This window comes from Rhodococcus sp. IEGM 1351 (genome assembly GCF_030056875.1).
Lineage (GTDB): Bacteria > Actinomycetota > Actinomycetes > Mycobacteriales > Mycobacteriaceae > Rhodococcus_F > Rhodococcus_F opacus.
Genome location: NZ_JASHKU010000004.1, coordinates 156,745 through 177,811, shown reverse-complemented (window position 1 = coordinate 177,811; position 21,067 = coordinate 156,745). Strand labels below are relative to the sequence as shown.

The window sequence follows — 21,067 nt, the reverse complement described above, 5'->3', positions numbered from 1 at the left end:
TGCCGCAGCACGAGCGCCGCCCCGCGGACTCCGCCGACCACACCGCCGATCGCGGCGCCGCCGACCGCACCGACCGCACTGGTCGTCGCGTTCGCAGCACCTGACACGGCGTGCACTGTGCCGTCGACGATTCGCATGATGAACTCCCATCGGCCGTGGCCACTACCGCCGATGCGCGGGCGGATCATGTCTGCGGTACCCACCTCAGGGTATTCTCAACCGCCGCGCGCCGGAACAGTTTCAGGGAACTCTCAGCCACTATCGGATGCTGTTCTGTCCCATGGGAATTCGATCACCTTGTTCGGTGCGCCAGAATTCCCAGCCGTCGTGGGTTTCGATGTCTCCGCTGATGTGACTGGCAACGGCGGTCGCCGCGGTCGTGGGGTCGGGAAACCGGCGGCCCTGCATCGGACCGCGCATGATCTCCAGAGTCTGGGTGTCGGGGTCGAACCGTCCGACCAACCGATATCCCTCGAAGTCGGCCACGACCTCGAGGCGGGTATCGATCAATTCCTCCAACGCCGCCGTCGCCTTGGCCGGCTTCTTCCGGGCCGAAGCGCGGGCGTCGGCGTCGGCGCGCAACGTCGCCGCCGTCGTCGCGCGTTGCGCGTCGCTGTAGCGGCTGGGGTCTTTCTCCCCCGCCAGCCCGAGAAGATCCCAGCGCCCACGACCGTGCGCGACCCGGCTCAGCGGAATCGCGTGATGTCCGGTCCGCGTGCGGCCCGGGGTGTCCATCATCCACAGATCCACCTCGGCGCGGATGTCGTCGGCCACCTCGGACGAGGGCACGACGAAGAACTCCTCCGGCGAACTCGCGAGATCCACGAACACCCAGAACTCCGAGCCGGTGTCGTCGTCGTCGAGCGATTCGTCCTGTTTGCGGGCCTGCCAGTCACCGCTGAGCTTGGAGCGCACCCGCACGATGCAGCTCGTGCCGTCGTCGCCCCAGACCTGGACGGGGTTACGTCGCGAGTGGGTGAGCCGGACTGCCTTGCCGCCCCGTTCCACGACATCGGCGATGAAAGCCTGGATTCCCCGGCTGGCGGTGTCTTCCACTGTCTACGTGTCCGTCCCTGATTCTGCGTCCCGTACGCAGGTGGAGAGAGGTGTGGCGACGGGTTTGCGCAGCACGACTCGGCGTTCTTCCCCTCACCTTACGTGCCGAGCCCGGCGCGCGGTGACTACCCGACCGCGCGGGCCGCTTCCGCCGCCTCGGCGAAGAACCACGACAGCACCAGGGCACCGGGGTCCACGACGCCGCGCGCCGCCTCCCCGATGTAGCTGGCCCGGCCGCGCCGCGCGGTGATGTCCGCGGTCGCCTCGGCGCCACGTGCGGCGGCGTCCGCGGCCTCGGCCAGACCGTCGGCCGGACTCTTCCCGGCCGGGGCGGCCGATTCGAGGGCGGCGACGGCCGGGTCGATGGCGTCGATCATCGTCTTGTCTCCGGGCTGCGCCCCGCCGAGTTCCTGGATCGTATCGAGGCCCGCCCGTGCCGCGGCGGCGATCGCCTTCAGGTCAACACCGTGCGGTGCGTCGGCGGCCACCCGGTAGAACTGCCGGAACCAGACACCGAACAGCGCGCCCGACGTGCCGCCCGCGTGACCGAGATAGGCGTCGGACAATGACTCGAACACCGTCGGCGGGGAGTAGCTGTCGCGGATCCTGGGAACGTCGACGTGGTCGAGTGCGGCTGCCATGTTGGTGCCGAAGTCCCCGTCGCCTGCGCGGCGGTCGAGGTCGGTGAGGTTTGCCTCCTCGGCGAGCACCTTCTCCACGAACGCGCCGATCCACGCGCCCACCGCCGCACGGCCCAGCGTGTCGGCGGTGCCGGACACCTCCGGCTCGTCCTCACGGGAGGCGACGTTCGACCGGAACCGCACCTCGGATTCGTCTGCGATGCCGCGGAATTCACCGGCCGGGGCGTTGGGCCATCCCGGTGCGGCGGTCGGTGCGTCCCACAGGTCGAGGAGCTGGTCGTCGCAGCGCACCAGTGTGATGGACGCGCCGTCCATGTCGAGGGCGGTGACGAAGCTGCCGACCAGCGAACGCCGGATCACCACACCCCGCTCCGCGAGGTGGTCGGCGAGTTCACCGAACAGCAGTTGCAGCTCCAGCGGATGCGCCGCGCCGAGCCCGTTGACGATCGCGATCACCGGCTCGCCCCGCTCCACGCCGAGCGAGGCGAGCACGGGGTCGGTGAGCCGGCGGACCAGTTCGGCCGCCCCCATCGCGTCGACCCGTTCGGTTCCGCGTTCGCCGTGGATGCCGATCCCGAGTTCGATCTGCCCGTCGGGGAGGTCGAACGACGGCGAGTCCGCCCCCGGGACCGTGCACGCTCTCAACGCGACCGCCATGCTGCGGGAATTCCGGGCGGTGCGTCGCCCGAACTCCGCGACGGTGGCGAGGTCGTCTCCGCGCTCGGCCGAAGCGCCGCAGATCTTCTCGACCGCGATCGTGGCAGCGGTGCCGCGACGTCCGGGCCCGTCCTCCCGTTCGGAGGCGACGTCGTCGTCGACGAGCACGTGCTCGACCGTGATGCCGTCCTCCGCCGCCAGTTCGCCGGCGATGCGGAAGTTGAGGACGTCGCCGGTGTAGTTCTTCACGATGTGCACGACGCCGCCGCCCGCGTCCACGGCCCGGGTGGCGGCCCGCACCTGCAGTGCGTTGGGTGAACTGAAGATGAGGCCGGGACAGGCTCCGGTGAGCATGCCCCGGCCGACGAACCCGGCGTGCAACGGTTCGTGCCCGGACCCGCCGCCCGACAGCAACGCGACCTGCCCGGCCGGCAACGGTTCCCGCCGTGTGAGATATCCCGGTTCCGGATGCCATTCGAGGTCGTCGGTGGTGGCGACGGCCCCGCGGAGCGCGTCGACGACGAAGGACTTGGGCGAGTTCAGGAACTGTGGATGCGCCATGCTCCCAGGCTAAGCGTCCGCATGTGAGTGCCGCGGCGTGCCTGAGGACACTTTGCCACTCACGTGGGAGGCGGCGGCCAGTGCTTCCTCGAACTCCCGCCGGCCCGACTGCGATCCGAGCAGCAGCGCGAGCCGGGTCAGGAATCCCTCGCGGTCCGATTCGCCCGCCTGGTCGAGCGCCTCGGACAGTCCCATCCACACGTTCTCGCGCAGCAGTTCGTCCGGCGTCGCCGTCGTCTCCGTGTGCGTGGGGACGACGCCCAGCGCGGGGGCGGTTGCCGTTTTCAGGTGGTCGCGGACGTCGCCGAGCAGCAACAGGTCCCGAACCCGACACAGGACGAGTCCGTCCGGGCGAATGACGAAGCACTCACCCGCGGACGCGCCGAGGGCCTGCGCCAACGCGCCGTCGGGGTCGTCGAGGACCGTCAGGTCGGCCGCCCCGGCCACCGCCACCGCCGCCCCCGGTGCCGGGACGACGACCGCCCGCACCGATTCCGGCGACAGCGCCATTGCGAGCGCGGACGCGTGCGCGGCGATCATCCGAGCACCGGCTGGGTCGACTCCGACACCGAGCACCGCGAAACCCGTTCCCCGGACACGGTTCAGCGAGGACTCCACCGACCCGTCGGCGGTGGTGACGCGGACGCGGACGCGCCGGTCCTCCATCGGATCCCCGGGCAGCACGCCGGTGGTCCCCTCGGCCACCGGCCACGTGAGCGGCGACAGGTGCGCGTGCGTCGCACTCGACTGCCGCGGGTTGACGAGGTGACCGAACTCCGGACGGGTCGTGGCCAGCGCCAGCACCGCGTCGCGGGTGGTGTGGTAGCCGTGGCTGCCGGGCGACATGATGAGCGTCGACTTGCCCGCGTTGTCGACGTTCTGCTGCCAGGCGGCGCGCCGTTCGGCCGAATACGCCTGCAGGAGAGACTCATCCGCGGTACCGTGGACGACGGCGGCCAGTGTCCAGGCCAGGGTCTCGGCGTCCTCCATGCCGGAGTTCAGCCCGCGGACTCCGAAGATCGGCACCAGGTGGGCGGCGTCCCCGGCGAACAGGATGCGACCGTGCGTGAAGTCGTCCAGCGCGAGCGCGTGCGCGCGGTAGAAGCCGTGCCATTCGAGGGTCCACGGCACGTCGTTCTCGAGCCAGTCGAGGTGCCGGGTGATCCGGTCGCGGATGCGGTCTTCCTGCGTCTCGAGTTCGGCGTCGTCGGCGCTGTCGAGTTGGTAGTCGATGCGCCAGATGTCACGGGGCTGCTGATGCATGATGATCGTCGAGCCGGGGTTGCTCGGCGGGTCGAACCACACCATCCGCTCGGCGGGCAACGTCGATTCCCAGTGGATGTCGGCGATGACGTAATTGCCCTGATAGCTGTTTCCCTGCAACCGGATTCCGGCGAGTTCACGCATCCGGCTGCGACCGCCGTCGGCGGCCACCACCCAGCGCGCGCGCAGGCGGCGCGCACCGAACGCGGTGTCGACGTCGAGCGTCACGTCCTCGTCCGACCGCAGCACCCCGGCGACGCTCGACGACCAGTGGAACGTGATCAGCGGGTGCGCGAGCAGTGTGTCCGTCATGATCTGCTCGATCTCGGACTGCGACACGTTGACCATGGGTCCGCGGACGTCGTGGTCGCCGTGCGCCATCTCGAAGTGCAGCACCTGTTCGTCGCGGTAGAAGCTGCGCCCACCCACCCAGGGGAGCACGATCTTCTCGAGTTCAGGCCCGAAGCCGAGCCGGGCGGCCACCTCGAGGCTGTGCCGGGAGATACAAATGGCGCGGCTGCCGAACGACACCTGGTCGGCGGCCTCGAGCACGGTGACGGGGATGCCGCGCTGCGCGAGGCCGAGTGCCACGCCCATGCCGACCGGTCCCGCGCCCACGACGACGACGGGCAGGGCCTCGTCGGTTGCACTGGTCGACGCGAACTCCGTCGCCGGGTACTTCTGTGGCTGAAAGTAGGTGGACATGTCAGGCGGCCTCCGCTTCCCGGCGCTTGGTGGTGGTTTCCGGCAACAGCAGGATCGAGACGAGACTGACCACGGCGATCACCACGAAGTAGGCGGTGACGGCCGTCGAAGTGCCGAACGCTTCGAACAGCCACGTCGCCATGAACGGTGCGAGCCCACCGCCGAGGATGGCGCCGATCTGGTAGCCGAGAGACGCACCGCTGTAGCGGATGTGGGCAGGGAAGAGTTCCGCGAACAGTGCCGACTGCGGCCCCGCGGTGGTGCCGAGCACCGCCGCCATCACGATCATCGCGAGCAGCATGACGGGGATCGACGCCGTGTCGATGAGCGGGAAGAACACCGCGGCCACGATCACGAGCGCGATCGAACTCCACGTGTACACGCGGCGCCGGCCGAGCACGTCCGACTTCCAAGCCGACACGGCCATGCCCGCCATCCAGACCGGGCACGAAACGATCAGCAGTGTGAGCATGGTGGCGCGGCTGTATCCGAGTTCCTTGGTGCCGTACGTCAGGACGTACACCATGAACACGTAGGCGATGCCGTTGGTCGCGATGAACGTGCCGGCCGCGAGCAGCACCGTCCGCCAGTTGCGGGTCAGCACCTCGACGATCGGCATCTTCACGATCGTGTCGCTCTCCTTGGCCTCCGCGAACGCCGGGGACTCGAAGACGCCGAGGCGAATCCACATCGCGACGCCGACGAGCACGGCGCTCATCAGGAACGGCACCCGCCAGCCCCACGTCTGGAACGCGTCGTCGGACAGCAACTGGGTGACGGCGAGGAACACGACGTTCGCCATGATCACTCCGGCCGGAACGCCCATCTGAGGTGCCGCGCCGTACAGGCCGCGCTTGCCTTCCGGGGCATGTTCGGTGGCCATGAGCACCGCGCCGCCCCATTCGCCGCCGACGCCGATGCCCTGGACGAACCGCAACGCCACCAGCAGGATGGGTGCGGCCACCCCGATGGCCTCGAAGTTCGGGAGCAGGCCGATGCCGACGGTCGCGGCGCCCATCATGGTCAGCGACAGCACCAGCATCGACTTGCGTCCGATGCGGTCACCGAAGTGCCCCATGACGACACCGCCGATCGGGCGGGCGATGAAGCCGACCGCGAACGTGGCGAATGCGGCGAGGGTTCCGGCGAACGTCGACGCGCCGGGGAAGAACTGCGGTCCGATCACCAGGGCTGCGGCGGTGCCGTAGATGAAGAAGTCGTACCACTCGATCGCGGTACCGACGAAGCTCGACAGGACTGCCCTGCGTGCTTCCTTGTGAGACACCGGCGGTGTCGCCTCGGTGATTGCCGTCATCGTCTGCCTTCCCGGTTCTGCTGCGCGCGCACTCATCGCGCTACCGGAAAACAATGACCCGACTCACATACATCTGAAAAGCGGGACTATCCCCACATGAATTGCAGAAAAACCGTGGAAGGCGTGAATGCGCAGATCAGGGTGTGACGAACCGGATGAATGCCCGCGCGACCCGGCTCAGCGTCGCCTCCCGATGCCACGCCACCACCACGGCCACCGACGCCGGTTTCGGGTCGGCGATCGGTTTCACGACGACGGGCAGCCCCTCGTACGTGACATCCACCCGGGGTCGCTGCAGCAGCAGCGTCCACCCCAGACCGCGTCCGACGAAGGCCCGCGCCGTCTCGAAGTTCGCAGTCCGGTACGCCACCCGGGGCGCGAATCCGGCCTCCCGGCAGACGTCCATCGCATGGTTGGTGCTCGGTGGCGCGTCCAGCAGCACCATCGGGTGCTCGGCCAGATCCGCGAGCCGCACCGGCCCGTCGACACCCGCCAGCGGATGCTCCGCCCCGAGCACCACCATCGGCTCGCGGGTCATGAGCGGCACGGTCTGCCACTCCGGGGAGAGGTCGAGGTCGTAGACGATGGCGACGTCCAGTTCGCCGCCCTCGAGCTGCGTCCGCAACCGGTTCTGGGTGTCTTCCCGGAACTCTACGGACGCCCGCGGGTACTCCGCGGTGAACGCGTACAACATCGACGGCAGGATCGTCGGGCCGAGCGCCGGGTAGCAGCCGACGGCGATCGGCCCCGCCACGACACCGCCCTCCCCGGATGCGTCGGCCTGCAACTCCCCCGCCTGCTGCAACAGGGCACGCGCCCGCGACAGCACCGCCTCCCCCGTCGGGGTCAGCTGCACACCGCGGGCCCGCCGGCGCACACACAACTGCGCCTTCAGTGCCTTCTCCAGGTCCGTCACCGCCGCGGACAACGCCGACTGCGACAGGTGCATCCGCTCGGCCGCACCACTGATCGTCCCGGTCTCCGCGACCGCCACGAACGCCGCCAGCTGGCGCATCGTGTACACGGGGACGTTGTCGGGGCGGGGCATGCAAGAACGGTAGCGCGGACAATTCAGCGTCCGGTGGCCGCCGGGACCTGCGCGAGCACCTCCCGGGTGGCGGCGACCAGCCGCGCGAGCCACGCGTCCGTGCCGACGACCCGCCGGAGCGGCTCGTTGGGGAGTTCGATGCTCACCGGCAGGCCCGCCGGCAACGTCGCCCAGATGTCGGCGAGCGGGATGCCGCCCGACCCCGGTACCAGCCGCTCTTCGCGCGCCTGACGGATCAGTTCGGCGTCGTCCGTGGGCGCAGGCACCGAGCCGTCGCACATCTGGGCGTAGTGCAGCCACTCCCTCGGGATCGCCGCCAGGTCGTCGAGCGTGGTGCTCGACCGTCCGACGTGCAGCCCGTCCACCAGCACGCTGCGCGCCGGCCCGTCGGCCTGCGACACGATCTCGACCGCGGTGGTCGCGTCGGGCACGGCCGTCCACGGCATGAACTCGAGGCTCGCGACGATGCCGTACTGCGCGCACAGTTCCGCGAGCCGGGCGTAGGAGTCGGTGAGCCGGGAACGGTCGCGGTCGTCGCCGCCGACGAGCACGGCCTTCACACCGAGGCGTGCGCCCGCCTCGAGCAGCGGAACGTACGACTTCGGGTCGAAATCGGCACCCAGCCGGATGATTTCGAGGTCGAACACCTCGATCGACGAATCGTCGAGACGCCGGACCAGCGCGTCGAGGGCGGCGTCGTCCTCGTGCAGCGGGTAGGCGGTGGTGCCGGGCGCGGCGGGCAGCAGCCGGATGCCGATGGTGTCGAAGCCGTGCTTCTCGGCGAGGTCCACCTGCTGCAACGGCGCGGTGTCGAGCACGGTGAGTGCGGCAAGGCCGAGTGGGGCGGTCATCGCAGATCTCCTGTCGTCGAGGCGAGGCGGCGACCGGTGAGGTAGCCGAAAGTCATGGCCGGGCCGAGGTTGATGCCGCCGGACGGGTAGTGGCCGCCCATGACGCTGGACTGGTCGACCCCGACGGCGAACAGCCCGTCGATCGGCTGGTCGTCGTCGTTCAGCACCCGCGACGCCCTGTCGGTGACCAGACCGGCGAACGTGCCGAAGCTGCCGGGCACCACCTTGACCGCGTAGAACGGGCCTTCTTCGAGCGGTGCGAGGGAGGCGTTGGGCCACGGATTGTCGGCGTCCCCGGACCCGACGGTGAACGGGGTGGTGCCACGACCGAACTCGGGGTCGACGCCGTCGCGGGCGCCCTCGTTGAACGCTGCGACCGTCTTCTCCAGGCCGTCGGGGTCGACGCCGATCTTCTCGGCCAGCTCGCGCACCGTGCGGCCGCGGGTGAGGTAGCCGGACTTCAGGTACGGCCACGTGGGGATCGGCAGCGGCTTGGCCATGCCGAGCGGGAAGTACCGCAGGTACCGTTGGTCGGCGATCAACCAGGAGCAGACCTCGTCGCCGTCGGGGACCTGTTCGACCATCGCCAGAGTGTAGTCGTGGTAGCCGAGGGCCTCGTTGACGAAGCGGCGACCGTCGGCGAGAACGCCGATGGCGCCGGGCTTTCCGCGGTCGAGGATGTGCGGGAACACGCCCTCCTTGCCGTTGCGGTATCGGATGATCGACACCGGGCAGTACGCCACCGGCGATGCGACCGAGCGGTCGAGTCGGCCGCCGACCGACTCGCCGAGGGTGATGCCGTCGCCGGTGGTCGTGGACGGGGTGAGGGTCCAGTGTTCACGGCCCGTGGGTGTGCGGGGAAAGAGTTCGCGGCGCCGGTCGACGTCGCGACTGAAGCCGCCCGTCGCGAGGACGACTCCGCGGCGGGCGGACACGGAGTAGGCCCCGTCCGGGCCCTCCAGCCGGACACCGGTGACGGTGCCCGCGGAGTCGGTGGTCAGCGCGGTGGCCGCCGTGCTCACGCGGATCTCTACGCCGGCGTCGAGCGCCGACCGCAGCAGCCGGCCGACGAGCGCGGTGCCGTTGACGAGTTGCTGGCCGCGGCGTGTGGTGGCGAGGTCGAGCAGGTGCGTGGACACCCTGCGGGCGCAGTGCACGAACGCCTTCGCCGAACGCGTCGAGTGCAGGAAAGCCTGGAGGTCCGGGCCGGCCATGATGCCCATACCGAGGAACGACGTCTCGTAGAGCTGCCGCCGGAGCAGCGCCGCGACGTCGGGGCCGAGCTTCCGGAGGCTCACCGGCTTCGGCCCGACGGAGCGGTGTCCCGTGCCCGCACCCGGTGTGTCGCCGTGGATGTCGGCGATCTTCGCGCCCGGAACGAATTGCAGCGCCGTCTTCTTCTCGAAGAACTCGACCATCTCGGGTGCGCCGTCGAGCAGGGCATCGACCTTGGCGGCGTCGAAGTTCTCGCCGAGTCGGTGCTCGAGATAGGTGCGCGGCAGCGAGCGATCCTCGTTCACGCCGTCCGCTTGCGCGAACAGGTTCCGCGGCGTCCACATCCAGCCGCCGGACCACGCCGTCGCGCCGCCGCACGTGTCCGCCTTCTCGACGACGAGGACGGAGGCTCCCCCGTCGGCTGCGGCCACGGCGGCGGACAGACCGCCCGCTCCGGAGCCGATGACGACGACGTCGTAGGTGGCGATGGTGTGTTCGGGGGTCATAGCGTCTCCTGAGCGGATGTCGTTGCGAAAGTCGGTGCGGGCGTGAGGTCGACGACCCGGCCGGTGCGCGAAGACTCGTAGATCGCCGCGATGATCGCCAGCGAGGCGCGCGCGTCACGTCCGGTGACGGCAGGATCGCGACCGGTCAGGACGGAGTCCGCTAAGTCCTGCACCTGGAGTGTGTGGAAGTCGGCGAGTCCGGCGTTGACTTCGGTGACGTCGAGATTGGCGCGGACGTCGGCTGGGAACGGGGCACGGAGCTCCACTTCGCCGGGGACCGTCCAGATCTCGTTGACGCCCTCCCGGCCCTCCGGGAACTCGAGGACGCTCGCAATCACACCGGTCTGCCCGATCACGGTGACCCGGTTGCCGAGGTTGTGGTTGGCGCCGGTGGTCGCGGTGACGGTAGCCGTGCCGCCCGACGCGAACGAGACGACGGCGGACGCGCTGTCCTCGGTCTCGATGTGGTCGCCGTGTGTGTGGGTGCGGATGAAGCCGCTCACCGACACGGCCTCACCCATGAACCACTGGAGCATGTCGATCTGGTGGACGGCCTGCGTCATCAGGACACCGCCGCCGTCGGTGTCCCACCGTCCGCGCCACTCGTCGGCGGAGTAGTAGGACGACGGGCGGTGGAGAAGCACCGACGCCTCACCGAGCACCGGAATGCCGATCCGGCCGTCGTCGATGGCCGTCCTGATCCGCCTCGCGGCCGGCCAGAACCGGCGCTGGAACAGCACACCGAGGGTGATGCCCGCGCGGTCGGCGGCCGCGATCATCCGGTCGGCCGCGGCGACGTCGACCGCGATCGGCTTCTCGCACAGCACGTGGATCCCTGCCTCGGCGGCCGCGACGACCACCTGCTCGTGCACCGGATGCGGGGTGCAGACGGTGCACGCATCGAGGCCGAGGGCGAGCAATTCCTCCACCGAACCGACGGCCCGCGCGATGCCGTGCGCGGATGCGAACTCGCGGGCGCGGTCGACGTCAGGGTCGCAGCAGCCGACCACCTCGACGCCGGTCACCTGCTGCAGGGCCCGTGCGTGGTTGCCGGCGATCTTTCCGCAGCCGACGATGCCGATACGTAGTGCCATCAGTAGTGCTCCTCGGTTTCGACGTCCCTGGCCGCGGACTCGCCGCGGTCGAGACGGTTCAGGGCGTCGACGTCCGCGCCGGTGAGCCGCACGTCGAGGGCGGCCAGGTTCTCGGCCTGGCGCGCGGGATTCGCGGATCTCGCGACCGGCACGACACCCTGCGCGAAGTGCCAGGCCAGGACCACCTGCGCGGGGGTGCGGTCGAGGCGCCGGGCGATGTCGGTGACCACGGGTGAGTCGAGCACCTCGCCGCGGCCCAGCGGGCTCCACGACTGCGTGAACACGCCGAGTTCGTCGTTCGCGCGCCGGACGGGCAGCCGGGCGAGCGACGGGTCCATCTGGATCTGGTTGACTGCCGGCGCTTCTCCGGTTTCGGTGACGACGCGACGCAGGTGCGTCTCCAGGAAATTGGAAACGCCGACGTAGCGGACGAGGCCGGCGTCGCGGCACGCGAGCATCGCCTCGAACGCCGCCACGTACCTGTCGTGGCGGGGCAGCGGCCAGTGGATGAGGAACAGGTCGAGCCGATCGAGTCCCAGATTCTTCAGGCTGCGCTCGACCGCGCCTCGGATGTCACCCGACACGTGATCGCTCCCCCGCAGTTTCGTGGTGACGAACAGCTCCTCGCGGGGCAGTCCGCACTCCGCGAGCGCCACACCCACAGCGTCCTCGTTGTCATAGATCGTGGCGGTGTCGACGAGCCGGTAGCCGGCCTCGATACCGGACAGCACGGCCCGGGTGGCGTCCGGGCCGGTCAGTGGCCAGGTCCCGAGACCGAGGGGCGGGATGTCCATCATGCGCTGACCTCCTCGCGAGCATCGGCGGCCGCGGTGATCTTCGCGGCGACGTCGGCTGCGGTGACGAGAGCGGCGTGGATGGAGCCGCCGTCGCCACTCGCGTCACCGACCGTGTGGACGCCGAGTCGCGGTGCCAGCGACCGCACTGCGGCGAGCAGGTCGGTGCGCGGCTCGACGCCGTGCGAGATCAGCAGTTCGCCGGGAGCGTCCACCACCCGCTCGTCCCCGGCGGTCGAGATCACCACCCGGTCTTCCTCGATCCGCGTCACGATCGACGACAGATGGGTGGTGAGGTTCGCACTCGCCGCGAGCCGCGGCAGCAGCACGATCTTGCCGCGTCGGCCGACATCGTGGGCGATCGTCTCCTGCGGGCCGATCATGACCACCTTCGTGCCGTGCTGGAGCAGGTCGTCGGCGACCGCGGCCGCTTCCCGGTCGGCGCCGAAGATCGTGATCGCCTCGGGTGCAGGGTCTCCGCATTCCAGGAACTCGCGAACGTCGCGGACCCTCCGGGTGTCGGCCCCGGGGAGGTCGACCTCGGGTCCGCGGCCGCCCGTCGCGAGCACGACGGCGTCGAAGTCGAGTTCCGCCAGTGCGGCGGCGTCGACCCGCGTCCCGGTGTGGCAAGCGATGTCGAGGTCGGCGATCTCGGCGAGGTACCAGTCGACGATCCGTGCGTACTCGGGGTACTCGTGCAGTCGCGAGGCCAGCGCGAAATCGCCACCGAGACTGCCGCGTTCGTCGTACAGGTCGACTCGGTGCCCGGCGAGCACGAGGTCGCGGGCGGCCGCCATGCCCGACGGCCCGCCGCCGACGACGGCGACACGCACCGCCACGTCCGCCGGCTTCGACGGCTGCTCGAGCTCGCGGCCCACCCACGGATTGACCGAGCACGGAACGGGTCCGGCGGCAAGGCTGTCGATGCAGTAGTTGCAGGCGATACAGGGCCGGTACCGGCCGCCGTCCAGCGCGCGGTTCGGGAAGTCCGGGTCGGCGTGCAGGGTGCGGGCCATGCTGACGAAGTCGGCCTGCCCGGATTCGATGATCTGCGCCGCGACCTCGGGTGAGCTGATCCGGCCTGCGACTCCGACGGGGAGGTCGAAGTCCCGCGTGTACTGCTCGGAGAACGGGGCGAGGAGCCCGCGCGGCCACTCGCCGGGTTGGATGATCCACTGCCCGGATTCGTAGTTACCGGCGGAGACGTCGAGGAAGTCGAGCCGGTCGGTGGCGATCGCGTCGATCCGGGCGCGGGTCGTCTCCGCGTCGAGACCGCCGTCGACGGCCTCGAACGCCGAGAATCGCAGTCCGAGAGCGATACCCGGTGCCATCGCGCGCACGGCGTCGATCACCTTGTTGACGAACAGTGCCGGATCGGCCCACTCGTCGTCGCGGTGGTTGTACGCCGGCGAGAGAAACTGGTGGATGAGGTAGCCGTGACCGCCGTGCAGCGAGATCACGTCGACCCCGGCCTGCTGACAGCGCGCGGCGGCCTCACCGAAGCATTCGATGATGTGCTCGATGTCGTCGCCGTCGAGTTGCTCGGGCATTCCGCCGCCGACCACCGCGCACGGGATCGGTGACGGTGCGACAGGGACGAATCCGCTGACGGAACTCTGCGCGGTGCGGCCGCCGTGATTGAGTTCGACGCCGACAAGGGCACCCTGCGCATGAATCGCCTCGGCCATCTTCGCGATGCCCGGGATGCGTTCGTCGACGTCCACACCCATCTGCCGGACACGGCCCTTGCCGTCGGCCCGCACGTAGCTGGCCTCGGTGAAGACGAGTGCTGCGCCGCCCGCCGCACGGCGCTCGAGGTACGCGATGTACTCGTCGGTCATCGTGCCGTCGACCTCGCAGTAGTTGCGCTCCATCGGCGCCGACACGAAGCGGTTGCGCAGTCGCACGTTACCCAGGTCGAGTGGTGCGGCGAACGGACGCGCGGTCATCGGGACTCCTCGAGTACGGTCGGGGCGCACTGATCGGCGAGCAGTTCGCCGAGGTGACGTCGCATGCGGTCGGGGTCGGGCGTGACCCCGGTGAGGAGGGCGAACGTGTCGGCCGCCTGAGCGACGAGCATCTGACCGCCGTCGAGCACGGCGCAGCCGAGAGCGCTTGCTGCCGCGACGAGTTCGGTCCGCAGGGGGCGGTAGACGATGTCGGCGACCCACAGTCCGGGATGGAGCGCGTCGGTGTCGAACGGCGTTCCAGGATGTCCGACCATGCCGATCGGGGAGGCGTTGACGACGCCGTCGCAGCGTTCCAGGTTCGCTTCGATCGCGCCGAGGGGGATGGCCGTGACCCGCGTCTGCGGAAAGGCCGCCACGAGGCGCGTGCAGACGTCCGCCGCGCGGGCCGGGTCGAGGTCGGCGACCCGCAGGTCCGTCACTCCGGCGGCGGCGAGCGCGTAGGCGACGGCCGAACCGGCACCGCCCGCACCGGCGAGGACGACGCGGCCGAGCGTGGCATCGGGCAGTCCCCGGCGCAGCGCCGCGAGGAATCCGCTGTGGTCGGTGTTGTGACCGATCAGCCGCCCGTCACGGACGACGACGGTGTTGACGGCACCGAGAAGTCGCGCGTTGTCGGACAATTCGTCGAGGGAGTCGACGACCACCTGCTTGCACGGGTGGGTGACGTTGAGTCCGGTGCAACCCGCTGCGACGGCCTGCCGCAGCGTGTCGCCGGAACGGTCGACGGGGATGCCCTCCGCCGCGACGTCGAGCAGGTCGTAGCGGTAGTCGGTCAGGCCGAGGGCGGCGGCCTCGTGCTCGTGCAGCGCCGGCGACAGGGACGTGGCGATCCCTGCCCCGACGAGGCGGATCCGGTGCCGGGTGGATACGGGGTGCATGAAAATCTCCTGCAGTGGTGAAGGTCCGGTCAGGCGTCGGTGCGGACGAGCGCCTGGTGCCGGGTGCCGACCGTCGTCGTGCCGGGTTCGCCGAGCTGCTCGGTGGGTGTGCGGTACGTCTCGGGGCCGGTGAGCGCGGCGACCGACGACAGCAGCGCGAAGCCCAGGCACATCCAGGCGACCGGGGTCCAGTTCGCGGTGTCGCCCGCCGACAGCCACTGCGCGATGGCCGGGGTGAAGCCGGCGACCAACAGTCCCAGCATGAGGCTCACGGCCATTCCCGTGTACCGGACCTTGGCGGGGAACTGCTCGGGGAAGTACGCCGGGTACACGCCGTTGGGCATCGCGTAGAACAGGCCGATCAGGACGATGCCGGCCGCGAACACCATCGGCGCGCTGCCCGTCCCGATCGCGTGGAAGAACACGAACACCATGCCCGCGGCACCGACGGCGCCCGTCACGAACACTGGTTTGCGGCCGATCCGGTCGGCGAGCATTCCGAACAGCGGCTGGGTGAGGACCGCGACGAAGTTGGCGACGGCGATGGCCCACAGCATCGTGGAGCGTTCGAGCCCGGCGACCTGCACGGCGTACGCCAGCGCGAAGACATTGACGATGGTGTTGATCATCGCGAATGTCGCGCTGAGGCTGATGCGGATCACGGTGCGCCAGTGCGAGCGGAACATCTCGACGACGGGAATGCCCGCCGTGTCGTCGTGTTCCTTCAGCTCCTCGAAGACCTCCGGCTCGTCGAGCTTGCGACGCAGCCAGACCGCAACACCCGTCACGAAGATGCTGAGCAGGAAGGGCACACGCCAGCCCCACGAGTAGAGCGCGTCGTCGGGCAGCGCGGCCACGGGAATGAATACCAGGCTCGAGATGACGATGCCGAACATGATGCCGCTCATGGTGAATGAGGTGTAGAACGAGCGACGGTTGTCCGGTGCGTGTTCGAGCGTCAACGCGGAGGACCCGGGCGATTCGCCGCCGGCCGACAGGCCCTGCAGCAATCGCAGGAGCACCAGGATGATGGGCGCGGCGATACCGATCTGGTCGTACGTGGGCAGGCACCCGACGACCACGGTCGCGATACCCATGAGCAGGAGGCACGCCAGCAGCGAATTCTTGCGCCCGTATCGATCCCCGAGATGTCCCCACAGCACTGCGCCGAGTGGACGCGCGATGTACGCCACACCGAGCGTGCCGATCGACAGCAGGGTCGCCGTGGCGCCACCGCCCGGGAAGAAGATCCGCGGGAAGACCAGCGCTGCCGCGGACCCGTAGATGAAGAAGTCGTAGTACTCGAGCGTGCTGCCGAGGAACCCCGAGACGGCGGCCCGGCGGGCGTTCTCGTTCGGTTGTCCCCCGGTGTCGCGAGTAGACGTGCTTGCCATGGTGTTCCTTTCGTCCCAGGGATCCGGTGCGCCGCAAGGCTTCTTCGGAGGTGACCCACCTCACACGAAGTTCCGGACCGTGACGAGCGTGTCATGGCGGACTATGCGCAGTCCAGCGCAAAAAAAGTCTTAGATATAGACCGAAAATGTCCTAATCGGGAGTCGGGAGAATGTCCTCCGATACCGCGAGGGCCACCCGGAGCGCGTCGGAGACCCGACGCGGGGACCAGGCGAGTCCGTGGTTCATGTAGATCGGCTCGCCGGTGAGCGGCACGAACACCGTGCCCGGGGGCGTGAGCGCGGCAATACCCGACGTCATGAGCGCCACGCCGACACCCGTCGCCACGAGCATCAGGATCATGTACGGGTCGGTGATCTCCTGCACCACGCGGGGACGGAATCCCGCATCGACACAGGCCCGCATCGCGACCTCCTGCAATGCCGAGCCTGCCGACAGCGGTGTCGTGACGAACCCGTCTTCGGCGAGGTCGCGCAAGTCGATCTCCCGCTCCGACGCGAGCGGGTGGTCCGCCGGGAGCACCGCCCCGAACGGCTCGCGGCGGATCAACCGGGTGGACACCGAGGCGGTCTCCACGGGAAGTCCGACGAACGCGAGATCGAGTGCGCCACTGTCGAGTTGAGTGATGGCGTCGCGGGTCATGATGCGTCCGACGAGGGTGAGTTCGATGTCGGGGTAGCGCTGCCGGAGTGCACGGGTGAGCGGGGGCAGCGACAGGTGATTGAGCACGCCCGTGAAGCCGATCTTGATGCGGCCGTACACGCCCCCGGCGGACGCGCGGCTGGCCTGCCGCGCGATGTCGACACTCTCGAGAATGCGGTAGGCGTGCGGCAGGAACGTGTGGCCGGCCGACGTCAGGGCCACACTGCGGGTGCTCCGTTCGAACAACGGCACGCCGATGTCCTTCTCGAGTTTGCGCACCGTCTGACTCAGCGGCGACTGGGCCATCTGGAGCCGCGCGGCGGCCCTGCCGAAATGCAGTTCTTCGGCGACGGCGACGAACGCTTGCAGCCAGCGAATCTCCATCGGATTCCCTTCGCGAGTTTGACGAGTGTGGCTCAGCCCATATATTCCAATTCGCACACAGTGTGAAACCGATCATTCTGATTTCGCACATAGAACAAGACTAATGCGCACACAGTCGCGAGGAGAGACCACCATGGCCACGTATCCCGAGGGCGCGACCGCGCTCGTCACCGGCGGAGCGAGCGGAATCGGTGCGGCGTGCGCGAAACGCCTCGCCGGCGCCGGGGTCCGCGTCGTCACCGCCGACGTCGCCGCCGGGGCCGACGAGCAACTCGACGTCACCGACGCCGACGCCGTCGAGAAGCTCGCCGCCCGGCTCGGCAGCGTCGACATCCTCGTCAACAGCGCCGGTGTCGTGGGACCGTCCGCTCCCCTGGTGGCCGTCGACCTCGAGGACTGGCGCCGCACGTTCCGCATCAACGTCGACGGGACGTTCCTCCTCTGCCGCGCGTTCGTGCCGGCCATGGCCGACGCAGGCTGGGGGCGGGTCGTGAATCTGGCGAGCATCGCGGCGAAGGATGGAAATCCCAACCAGAGCGCCTACTCGGCGTCGAAGGCGGCCGTGATCGCGCTGACGAAATCGCTCGGCAAGGAGGTCGCGCAAACCGGTGTCCTGGCCAACGTGGTGGCCCCCGCCGCGGTGGAGAGCCCGATGAATGCCGGCACCGACCCGGCGATCCTCGCGCGGTCACAGAGCCTGACCCCGATGGCCCGGATGGGTCGGCCCGAGGAGATCGCCGAACTCGTCGCATGGCTGTGCTCGGAGGCGCTCAGCTTCTCGACCGGCGCCGTCTACGACGCCAGCGGTGGCCGGGCGTCGTACTAGCGGGACACTCGCTCCAGCAAGTTCGGCAATGGACCGCCATGGTCACCAGCGACGGCGGCGCCGCCCGACAGTTCCAGAACGAGGTCGAGGTCGGCATGGTCGGCATCGACGTCCCCATCCGCGTCCCCACCGCGTACTACTCCTTCGGTGGCCGCCGCCGGCGCCGCCGATGCTCGCGCATGATGAACTCCGAGGCGGCGCCGGCATGCACCTTGGCGTGGTCACCCACATTCACAAGTGCGCGGGTTCCCGGATTCTCGGTCCTCCCCTGCCATCTCCGCGCACGATTCCCCGGTCAGCCTCGATTCTCGAGCACCGGCCCACGCAAATCCTCGTTGCTGTACGACTCGCGAACCCCACTCGACGGTAGTTGCGAACCTGCACGTCAGCACGCCGAATAGCGCGGGATCCTGCGCTGCCCCCGCGTGCGGTGGTCACTTTCGCGATCAATCCCTCTCAACTCTCGATGCCTTGACAACGGCGATGCAGTGTGACCACCATTACCGCATCATGTGATAGAGGTTATCACACTATGAGAGGAAATTATGAAGGTTGCGATCCTCGGCTTGGGCGAAGCCGGAAGTCTCTACTCGTCGGGATTCCTCGCGAAGGGCTGGGAGGTGACCGGGTTCGACCCGGCCGACACCGCCACCCCCGCGGGAGTGCTGCGCTTCGACGACGTCGCCGACACCGTGCGAGGTGCGGATCTGGTGCTGAGTCTGGCCAGCGCGAAGGTGGCGGTGCGGGCGGCGACCGACGCCGCACCGCATCTGTCGGACGGCATTTGCTATGCGGACATGAATGCCGCGCCAGCCGAGATCAAGGCGCAGGTCGCCGACGTGGTCGGCGCGGCCGGCGCTGCGTTCGCCGATGTCGCGGTGGTCGGGTCCGTCCCCGCCCACGGGGCGCGTACCGCCCTGGTGGTCAGTGGCGACGGATCGACCGCGGCGGCCGCGTATTTCGAGGCACTCGGCGCCACGGTCGAGGACATCTCCGGTGCGCCCGGGGACGCGTCGAACCGCAAGCTGCTGCGCAGCGCGTTCATGAAGGGCCTCGGCGCGTTGATCGTCGAATCGGTCGATGCCGGGATCGCTGCCGACGCCGAGCAGTGGGTGCGTGCGCAGATCGCCGGTGAGCTGTCCGGCAGCTTCTCGGCCCTGGACCGGCTGCGGGACGGCACCCGCAAGCACGCCGCCCGACGCTCGGTGGAGGCGGCCGCCTCGGTCGAGCTCCTCGACACCCTTGGTGTCCGCCCGGTCCTCGCGTCCGCGACGACCGAGGTGCACCGCACCCTCGCCGATGCGAATGGACGCGCCACCGACGAGTTGCTCGAGGCCTACGCCGGGCTCCCGGTCGCCAACATCGGCGACGCCCGCCAGCGCATGGGCATGGTCGATTCGGGTATCCATGCCATGTGGAAGGGCGCACGGATCGTCGGCCGTGCCCGCACGGTGTGGACCCGGGCCGGCGACAACAAGGCGCTGCATGAAGCGCTGGCGAAGGTGCAGGCTGGTGAGGTGATTGTCATCAACGGACAGGGCGACCAGAATCGGGCCTTGATGGGTGAGTTGATCGCCGAACGCGCCCGCTCCCGCGGCTGCGTCGGCATGATCATCGACGGCGCCGCCCGCGACATCGATGTCCTGCAGGAGATCGGGTTCGGCGTGTGGGCCCGTGCGGTGAACCCCTCGGGCCCCTACAAGGACGGCCCCGGCAAGATCGACGTCCCGGTCGCGGTCGGCGGTGTCGTCTGCGCCCCCGGCGACCTCGTCGTCGCGGACGACGACGGCGTCATCATCATCCCGGCGGCCGAAGCGTTCACCAGCCTGGCGGGTGGCCGGGCGGTCGAAGCCGACGAGGCGCAGCGTCGGGCCGCGATCATCGCCGCCCGTAAGGTCGCGGCATGATTGCCATCTGGGCGTTGCTGGCGTTCATAGCGTCCATCGTCTTCTGGAATGCGGTGCTCAAACGCAACATCGGTGAGGCGATGATCGTCGGGTTCGTCGTCGTCGGTGCGTTCGCCGGCCGTGACGCTCCGAAGTACATGTGGGAGGGCTTCGTCAATTCGATGCAGGAGGAAGTGACGTTCGCCGGGCTGGCGTTCATCTTCATGAGCTTCATCCTCGCGAAGACCCCGGTGCTGGACCGGCTCATCGACATCCTCAACTCGTTCCTCGGCCGCCTGCGCGGCGGTCCGATCTACACGTCCACCGTCGCCGGCGGCATGTTCGGTGCCATCGCGCATGTCGGCGCTTCGGTCACCGCCGCGGTCGGCTCAGTCACCGTGCCGTGGATGAAACGCTCCGGCGTCAGCGGCGAACTCTCCGCCACCGTCGTCGCCGGCTGCGCGGGCATGGGCGTGACGTTCCCGTTCAGCGCGACCATGTTCATCCTGGTCGGGTCCAGCACCGTCACCGGGATGATGGCCGCCGACGACATCATCGTCCCGCTCGCCATCGCCGGCCTCTGGTGCCTCGGCTACCGACTGGTGCTGAGCTACTACCTGGTCCGCAAGAACGGCCTGCAGCCGATCGCACCGGAAGACCGGATCCCGGTGAAGCGGAGCCTGCGGGTCGGGTGGACCTCGCTGTTGCTGTTCGTCCCGATCCTGATCCCGCTGCTGCTCACCCGCGGTCCGGTCGCCGCACCCATCGCGCACTACACCGACCTGGTGATGTCGAGTGCCCTGAGCCTGATCACCTGGATCCCCGTCCTGATGATCCTGCTGGTGCTCTTCCTCGGGCGCCGGCACCTGCCCAAGACCAGCACGGGCTGGTGGAAGGTCCTCGGCGACGCCGCCCCCCAGTTCGGCGTCATCGGTATCACCATCGTTGCCGCGTTCTCCGCGTCGGCGGTGCTCGCCAAGCTGAAACTGCCTCAGCAGCTGACCGCGATGCTCGAAAGCCTCAGCGCACCGTCCTGGCTGATGGCGATCCTCGTCGGGATCATCATCGTCATCATCGCGATCCCGCTGACCGCCTCTGCCACCATGGCCTCGGTCGGCCCCGTCGCCGTCGCCGCCCTGGTCGGCACCGGTATCGCCGCCCCCGTGGCCGCGGCCGCCGTCTTGGTCTTCGCGTCCACCGAGGGCGCCTCCCCACCCTCGGGCGCTCCCATCTACGTCGCCTCCGGGATCGCCCGGATCGACCCGTCGAAGATTTTCATGCCGCTCCTGAGGTACTACTGCATTCCCATCCTCGGCATCGGGGTACTGATCGCCCTCGGCCTCCTCCCCGTCTGATCCCGCG

17 protein-coding genes and 1 pseudogene are annotated in these 21,067 nt (G+C 69.3%); 4 read left to right on the top strand and 14 right to left on the bottom strand.

Annotation, left to right across the window (positions count from 1 at the left end; translation table 11 throughout):
• Positions 1–14 precede the first annotated feature (14 nt).
• From QM806_RS41650 to QM806_RS08775, 14 genes and pseudogenes are all read right to left on the bottom strand, one after another.
• Positions 15–137 (bottom strand): annotated as a pseudogene (locus QM806_RS41650) (hypothetical protein); the annotation flags it as partial.
• A gap of 121 nt (positions 138–258) precedes the next feature.
• A complete protein-coding gene (locus QM806_RS08835) occupies positions 259–1,056 on the bottom strand; it encodes a hypothetical protein (RefSeq protein WP_283291085.1) in 798 nt (265 codons plus the stop codon).
• Between the two features lie 125 nt (positions 1,057–1,181).
• On the bottom strand, positions 1,182–2,915 hold the full coding sequence (gene dhaL / locus QM806_RS08830) for a dihydroxyacetone kinase subunit DhaL (protein ID WP_182624674.1): 1,734 nt from the start codon (positions 2,913–2,915) through the stop codon (positions 1,182–1,184).
• A gap of 9 nt (positions 2,916–2,924) precedes the next feature.
• Positions 2,925–4,883, bottom strand: a complete 1,959-nt coding sequence (locus tag QM806_RS08825; RefSeq protein ID WP_283291081.1) for an FAD-dependent monooxygenase — start codon at positions 4,881–4,883, stop codon at positions 2,925–2,927.
• Between the two features lies 1 nt (position 4,884).
• Positions 4,885–6,198, bottom strand: coding sequence for an MFS transporter (locus tag QM806_RS08820; protein WP_283291080.1), 1,314 nt, complete (start codon positions 6,196–6,198; stop codon positions 4,885–4,887).
• A gap of 136 nt (positions 6,199–6,334) precedes the next feature.
• Entirely contained in the window at positions 6,335–7,246 is a 912-nt protein-coding gene (locus QM806_RS08815) for a LysR substrate-binding domain-containing protein (protein WP_065491977.1), read from the bottom strand.
• Positions 7,247–7,269: 23 nt separating this feature from the next.
• Positions 7,270–8,097 (bottom strand): sugar phosphate isomerase/epimerase family protein, encoded by an 828-nt coding sequence (locus tag QM806_RS08810; RefSeq protein WP_283291077.1) that lies wholly within the window; start codon positions 8,095–8,097, stop codon positions 7,270–7,272.
• On the bottom strand, positions 8,094–9,818 hold the full coding sequence (locus tag QM806_RS08805) for an FAD-dependent oxidoreductase (RefSeq protein WP_005253938.1): 1,725 nt from the start codon (positions 9,816–9,818) through the stop codon (positions 8,094–8,096). The genes QM806_RS08810 and QM806_RS08805 overlap by 4 nt, the downstream gene beginning before the upstream one ends.
• Positions 9,815–10,912, bottom strand: coding sequence for a Gfo/Idh/MocA family protein (locus QM806_RS08800; protein ID WP_283291076.1), 1,098 nt, complete (start codon positions 10,910–10,912; stop codon positions 9,815–9,817). Before QM806_RS08800 ends, QM806_RS08805 begins: the two co-directional genes overlap by 4 nt.
• Positions 10,912–11,709 (bottom strand): aldo/keto reductase, encoded by a 798-nt coding sequence (locus tag QM806_RS08795; RefSeq protein WP_283291074.1) that lies wholly within the window; start codon positions 11,707–11,709, stop codon positions 10,912–10,914. Before QM806_RS08795 ends, QM806_RS08800 begins: the two co-directional genes overlap by 1 nt.
• Positions 11,706–13,655: an oxidoreductase gene (locus QM806_RS08790; protein ID WP_283291072.1), complete on the bottom strand. Its 1,950-nt coding sequence runs from the start codon at positions 13,653–13,655 to the stop codon at positions 11,706–11,708. The genes QM806_RS08795 and QM806_RS08790 overlap by 4 nt, the downstream gene beginning before the upstream one ends.
• Positions 13,652–14,554 (bottom strand): shikimate dehydrogenase, encoded by a 903-nt coding sequence (locus QM806_RS08785; protein WP_120660546.1) that lies wholly within the window; start codon positions 14,552–14,554, stop codon positions 13,652–13,654. The genes QM806_RS08790 and QM806_RS08785 overlap by 4 nt, the downstream gene beginning before the upstream one ends.
• Positions 14,555–14,583: 29 nt before the next feature.
• Positions 14,584–15,948 (bottom strand): MFS transporter, encoded by a 1,365-nt coding sequence (locus tag QM806_RS08780; RefSeq protein WP_005253933.1) that lies wholly within the window; start codon positions 15,946–15,948, stop codon positions 14,584–14,586.
• A 151-nt stretch (positions 15,949–16,099) separates the two neighbouring features.
• The gene (locus QM806_RS08775) at positions 16,100–16,993 is read right to left on the bottom strand and encodes a LysR family transcriptional regulator (protein WP_120660545.1); all 894 of its coding nucleotides are present in this window, start codon (positions 16,991–16,993) and stop codon (positions 16,100–16,102) included.
• A gap of 133 nt (positions 16,994–17,126) precedes the next feature.
• Here QM806_RS08775 and QM806_RS08770 point away from each other — a divergent pair, with 133 nt between their 5' ends.
• From QM806_RS08770 to QM806_RS08755, 4 genes are all read left to right on the top strand, one after another.
• On the top strand, positions 17,127–17,819 hold the full coding sequence (locus tag QM806_RS08770) for an SDR family NAD(P)-dependent oxidoreductase (protein WP_169695445.1): 693 nt from the start codon (positions 17,127–17,129) through the stop codon (positions 17,817–17,819).
• Between the two features lie 38 nt (positions 17,820–17,857).
• Positions 17,858–18,220 carry a hypothetical protein gene (locus QM806_RS08765; protein WP_054248010.1) on the top strand — a complete coding sequence of 121 codons (363 nt, stop codon included), beginning with the start codon at positions 17,858–17,860 and terminating at the stop codon, positions 18,218–18,220.
• A gap of 144 nt (positions 18,221–18,364) precedes the next feature.
• Positions 18,365–19,726 carry an RraA family protein gene (locus QM806_RS08760; protein ID WP_005560582.1) on the top strand — a complete coding sequence of 454 codons (1,362 nt, stop codon included), beginning with the start codon at positions 18,365–18,367 and terminating at the stop codon, positions 19,724–19,726.
• Positions 19,723–21,060, top strand: a complete 1,338-nt coding sequence (locus QM806_RS08755; protein WP_283291070.1) for a TRAP transporter large permease subunit — start codon at positions 19,723–19,725, stop codon at positions 21,058–21,060. The genes QM806_RS08760 and QM806_RS08755 overlap by 4 nt, the downstream gene beginning before the upstream one ends.
• Positions 21,061–21,067: the final 7 nt, after the last annotated feature.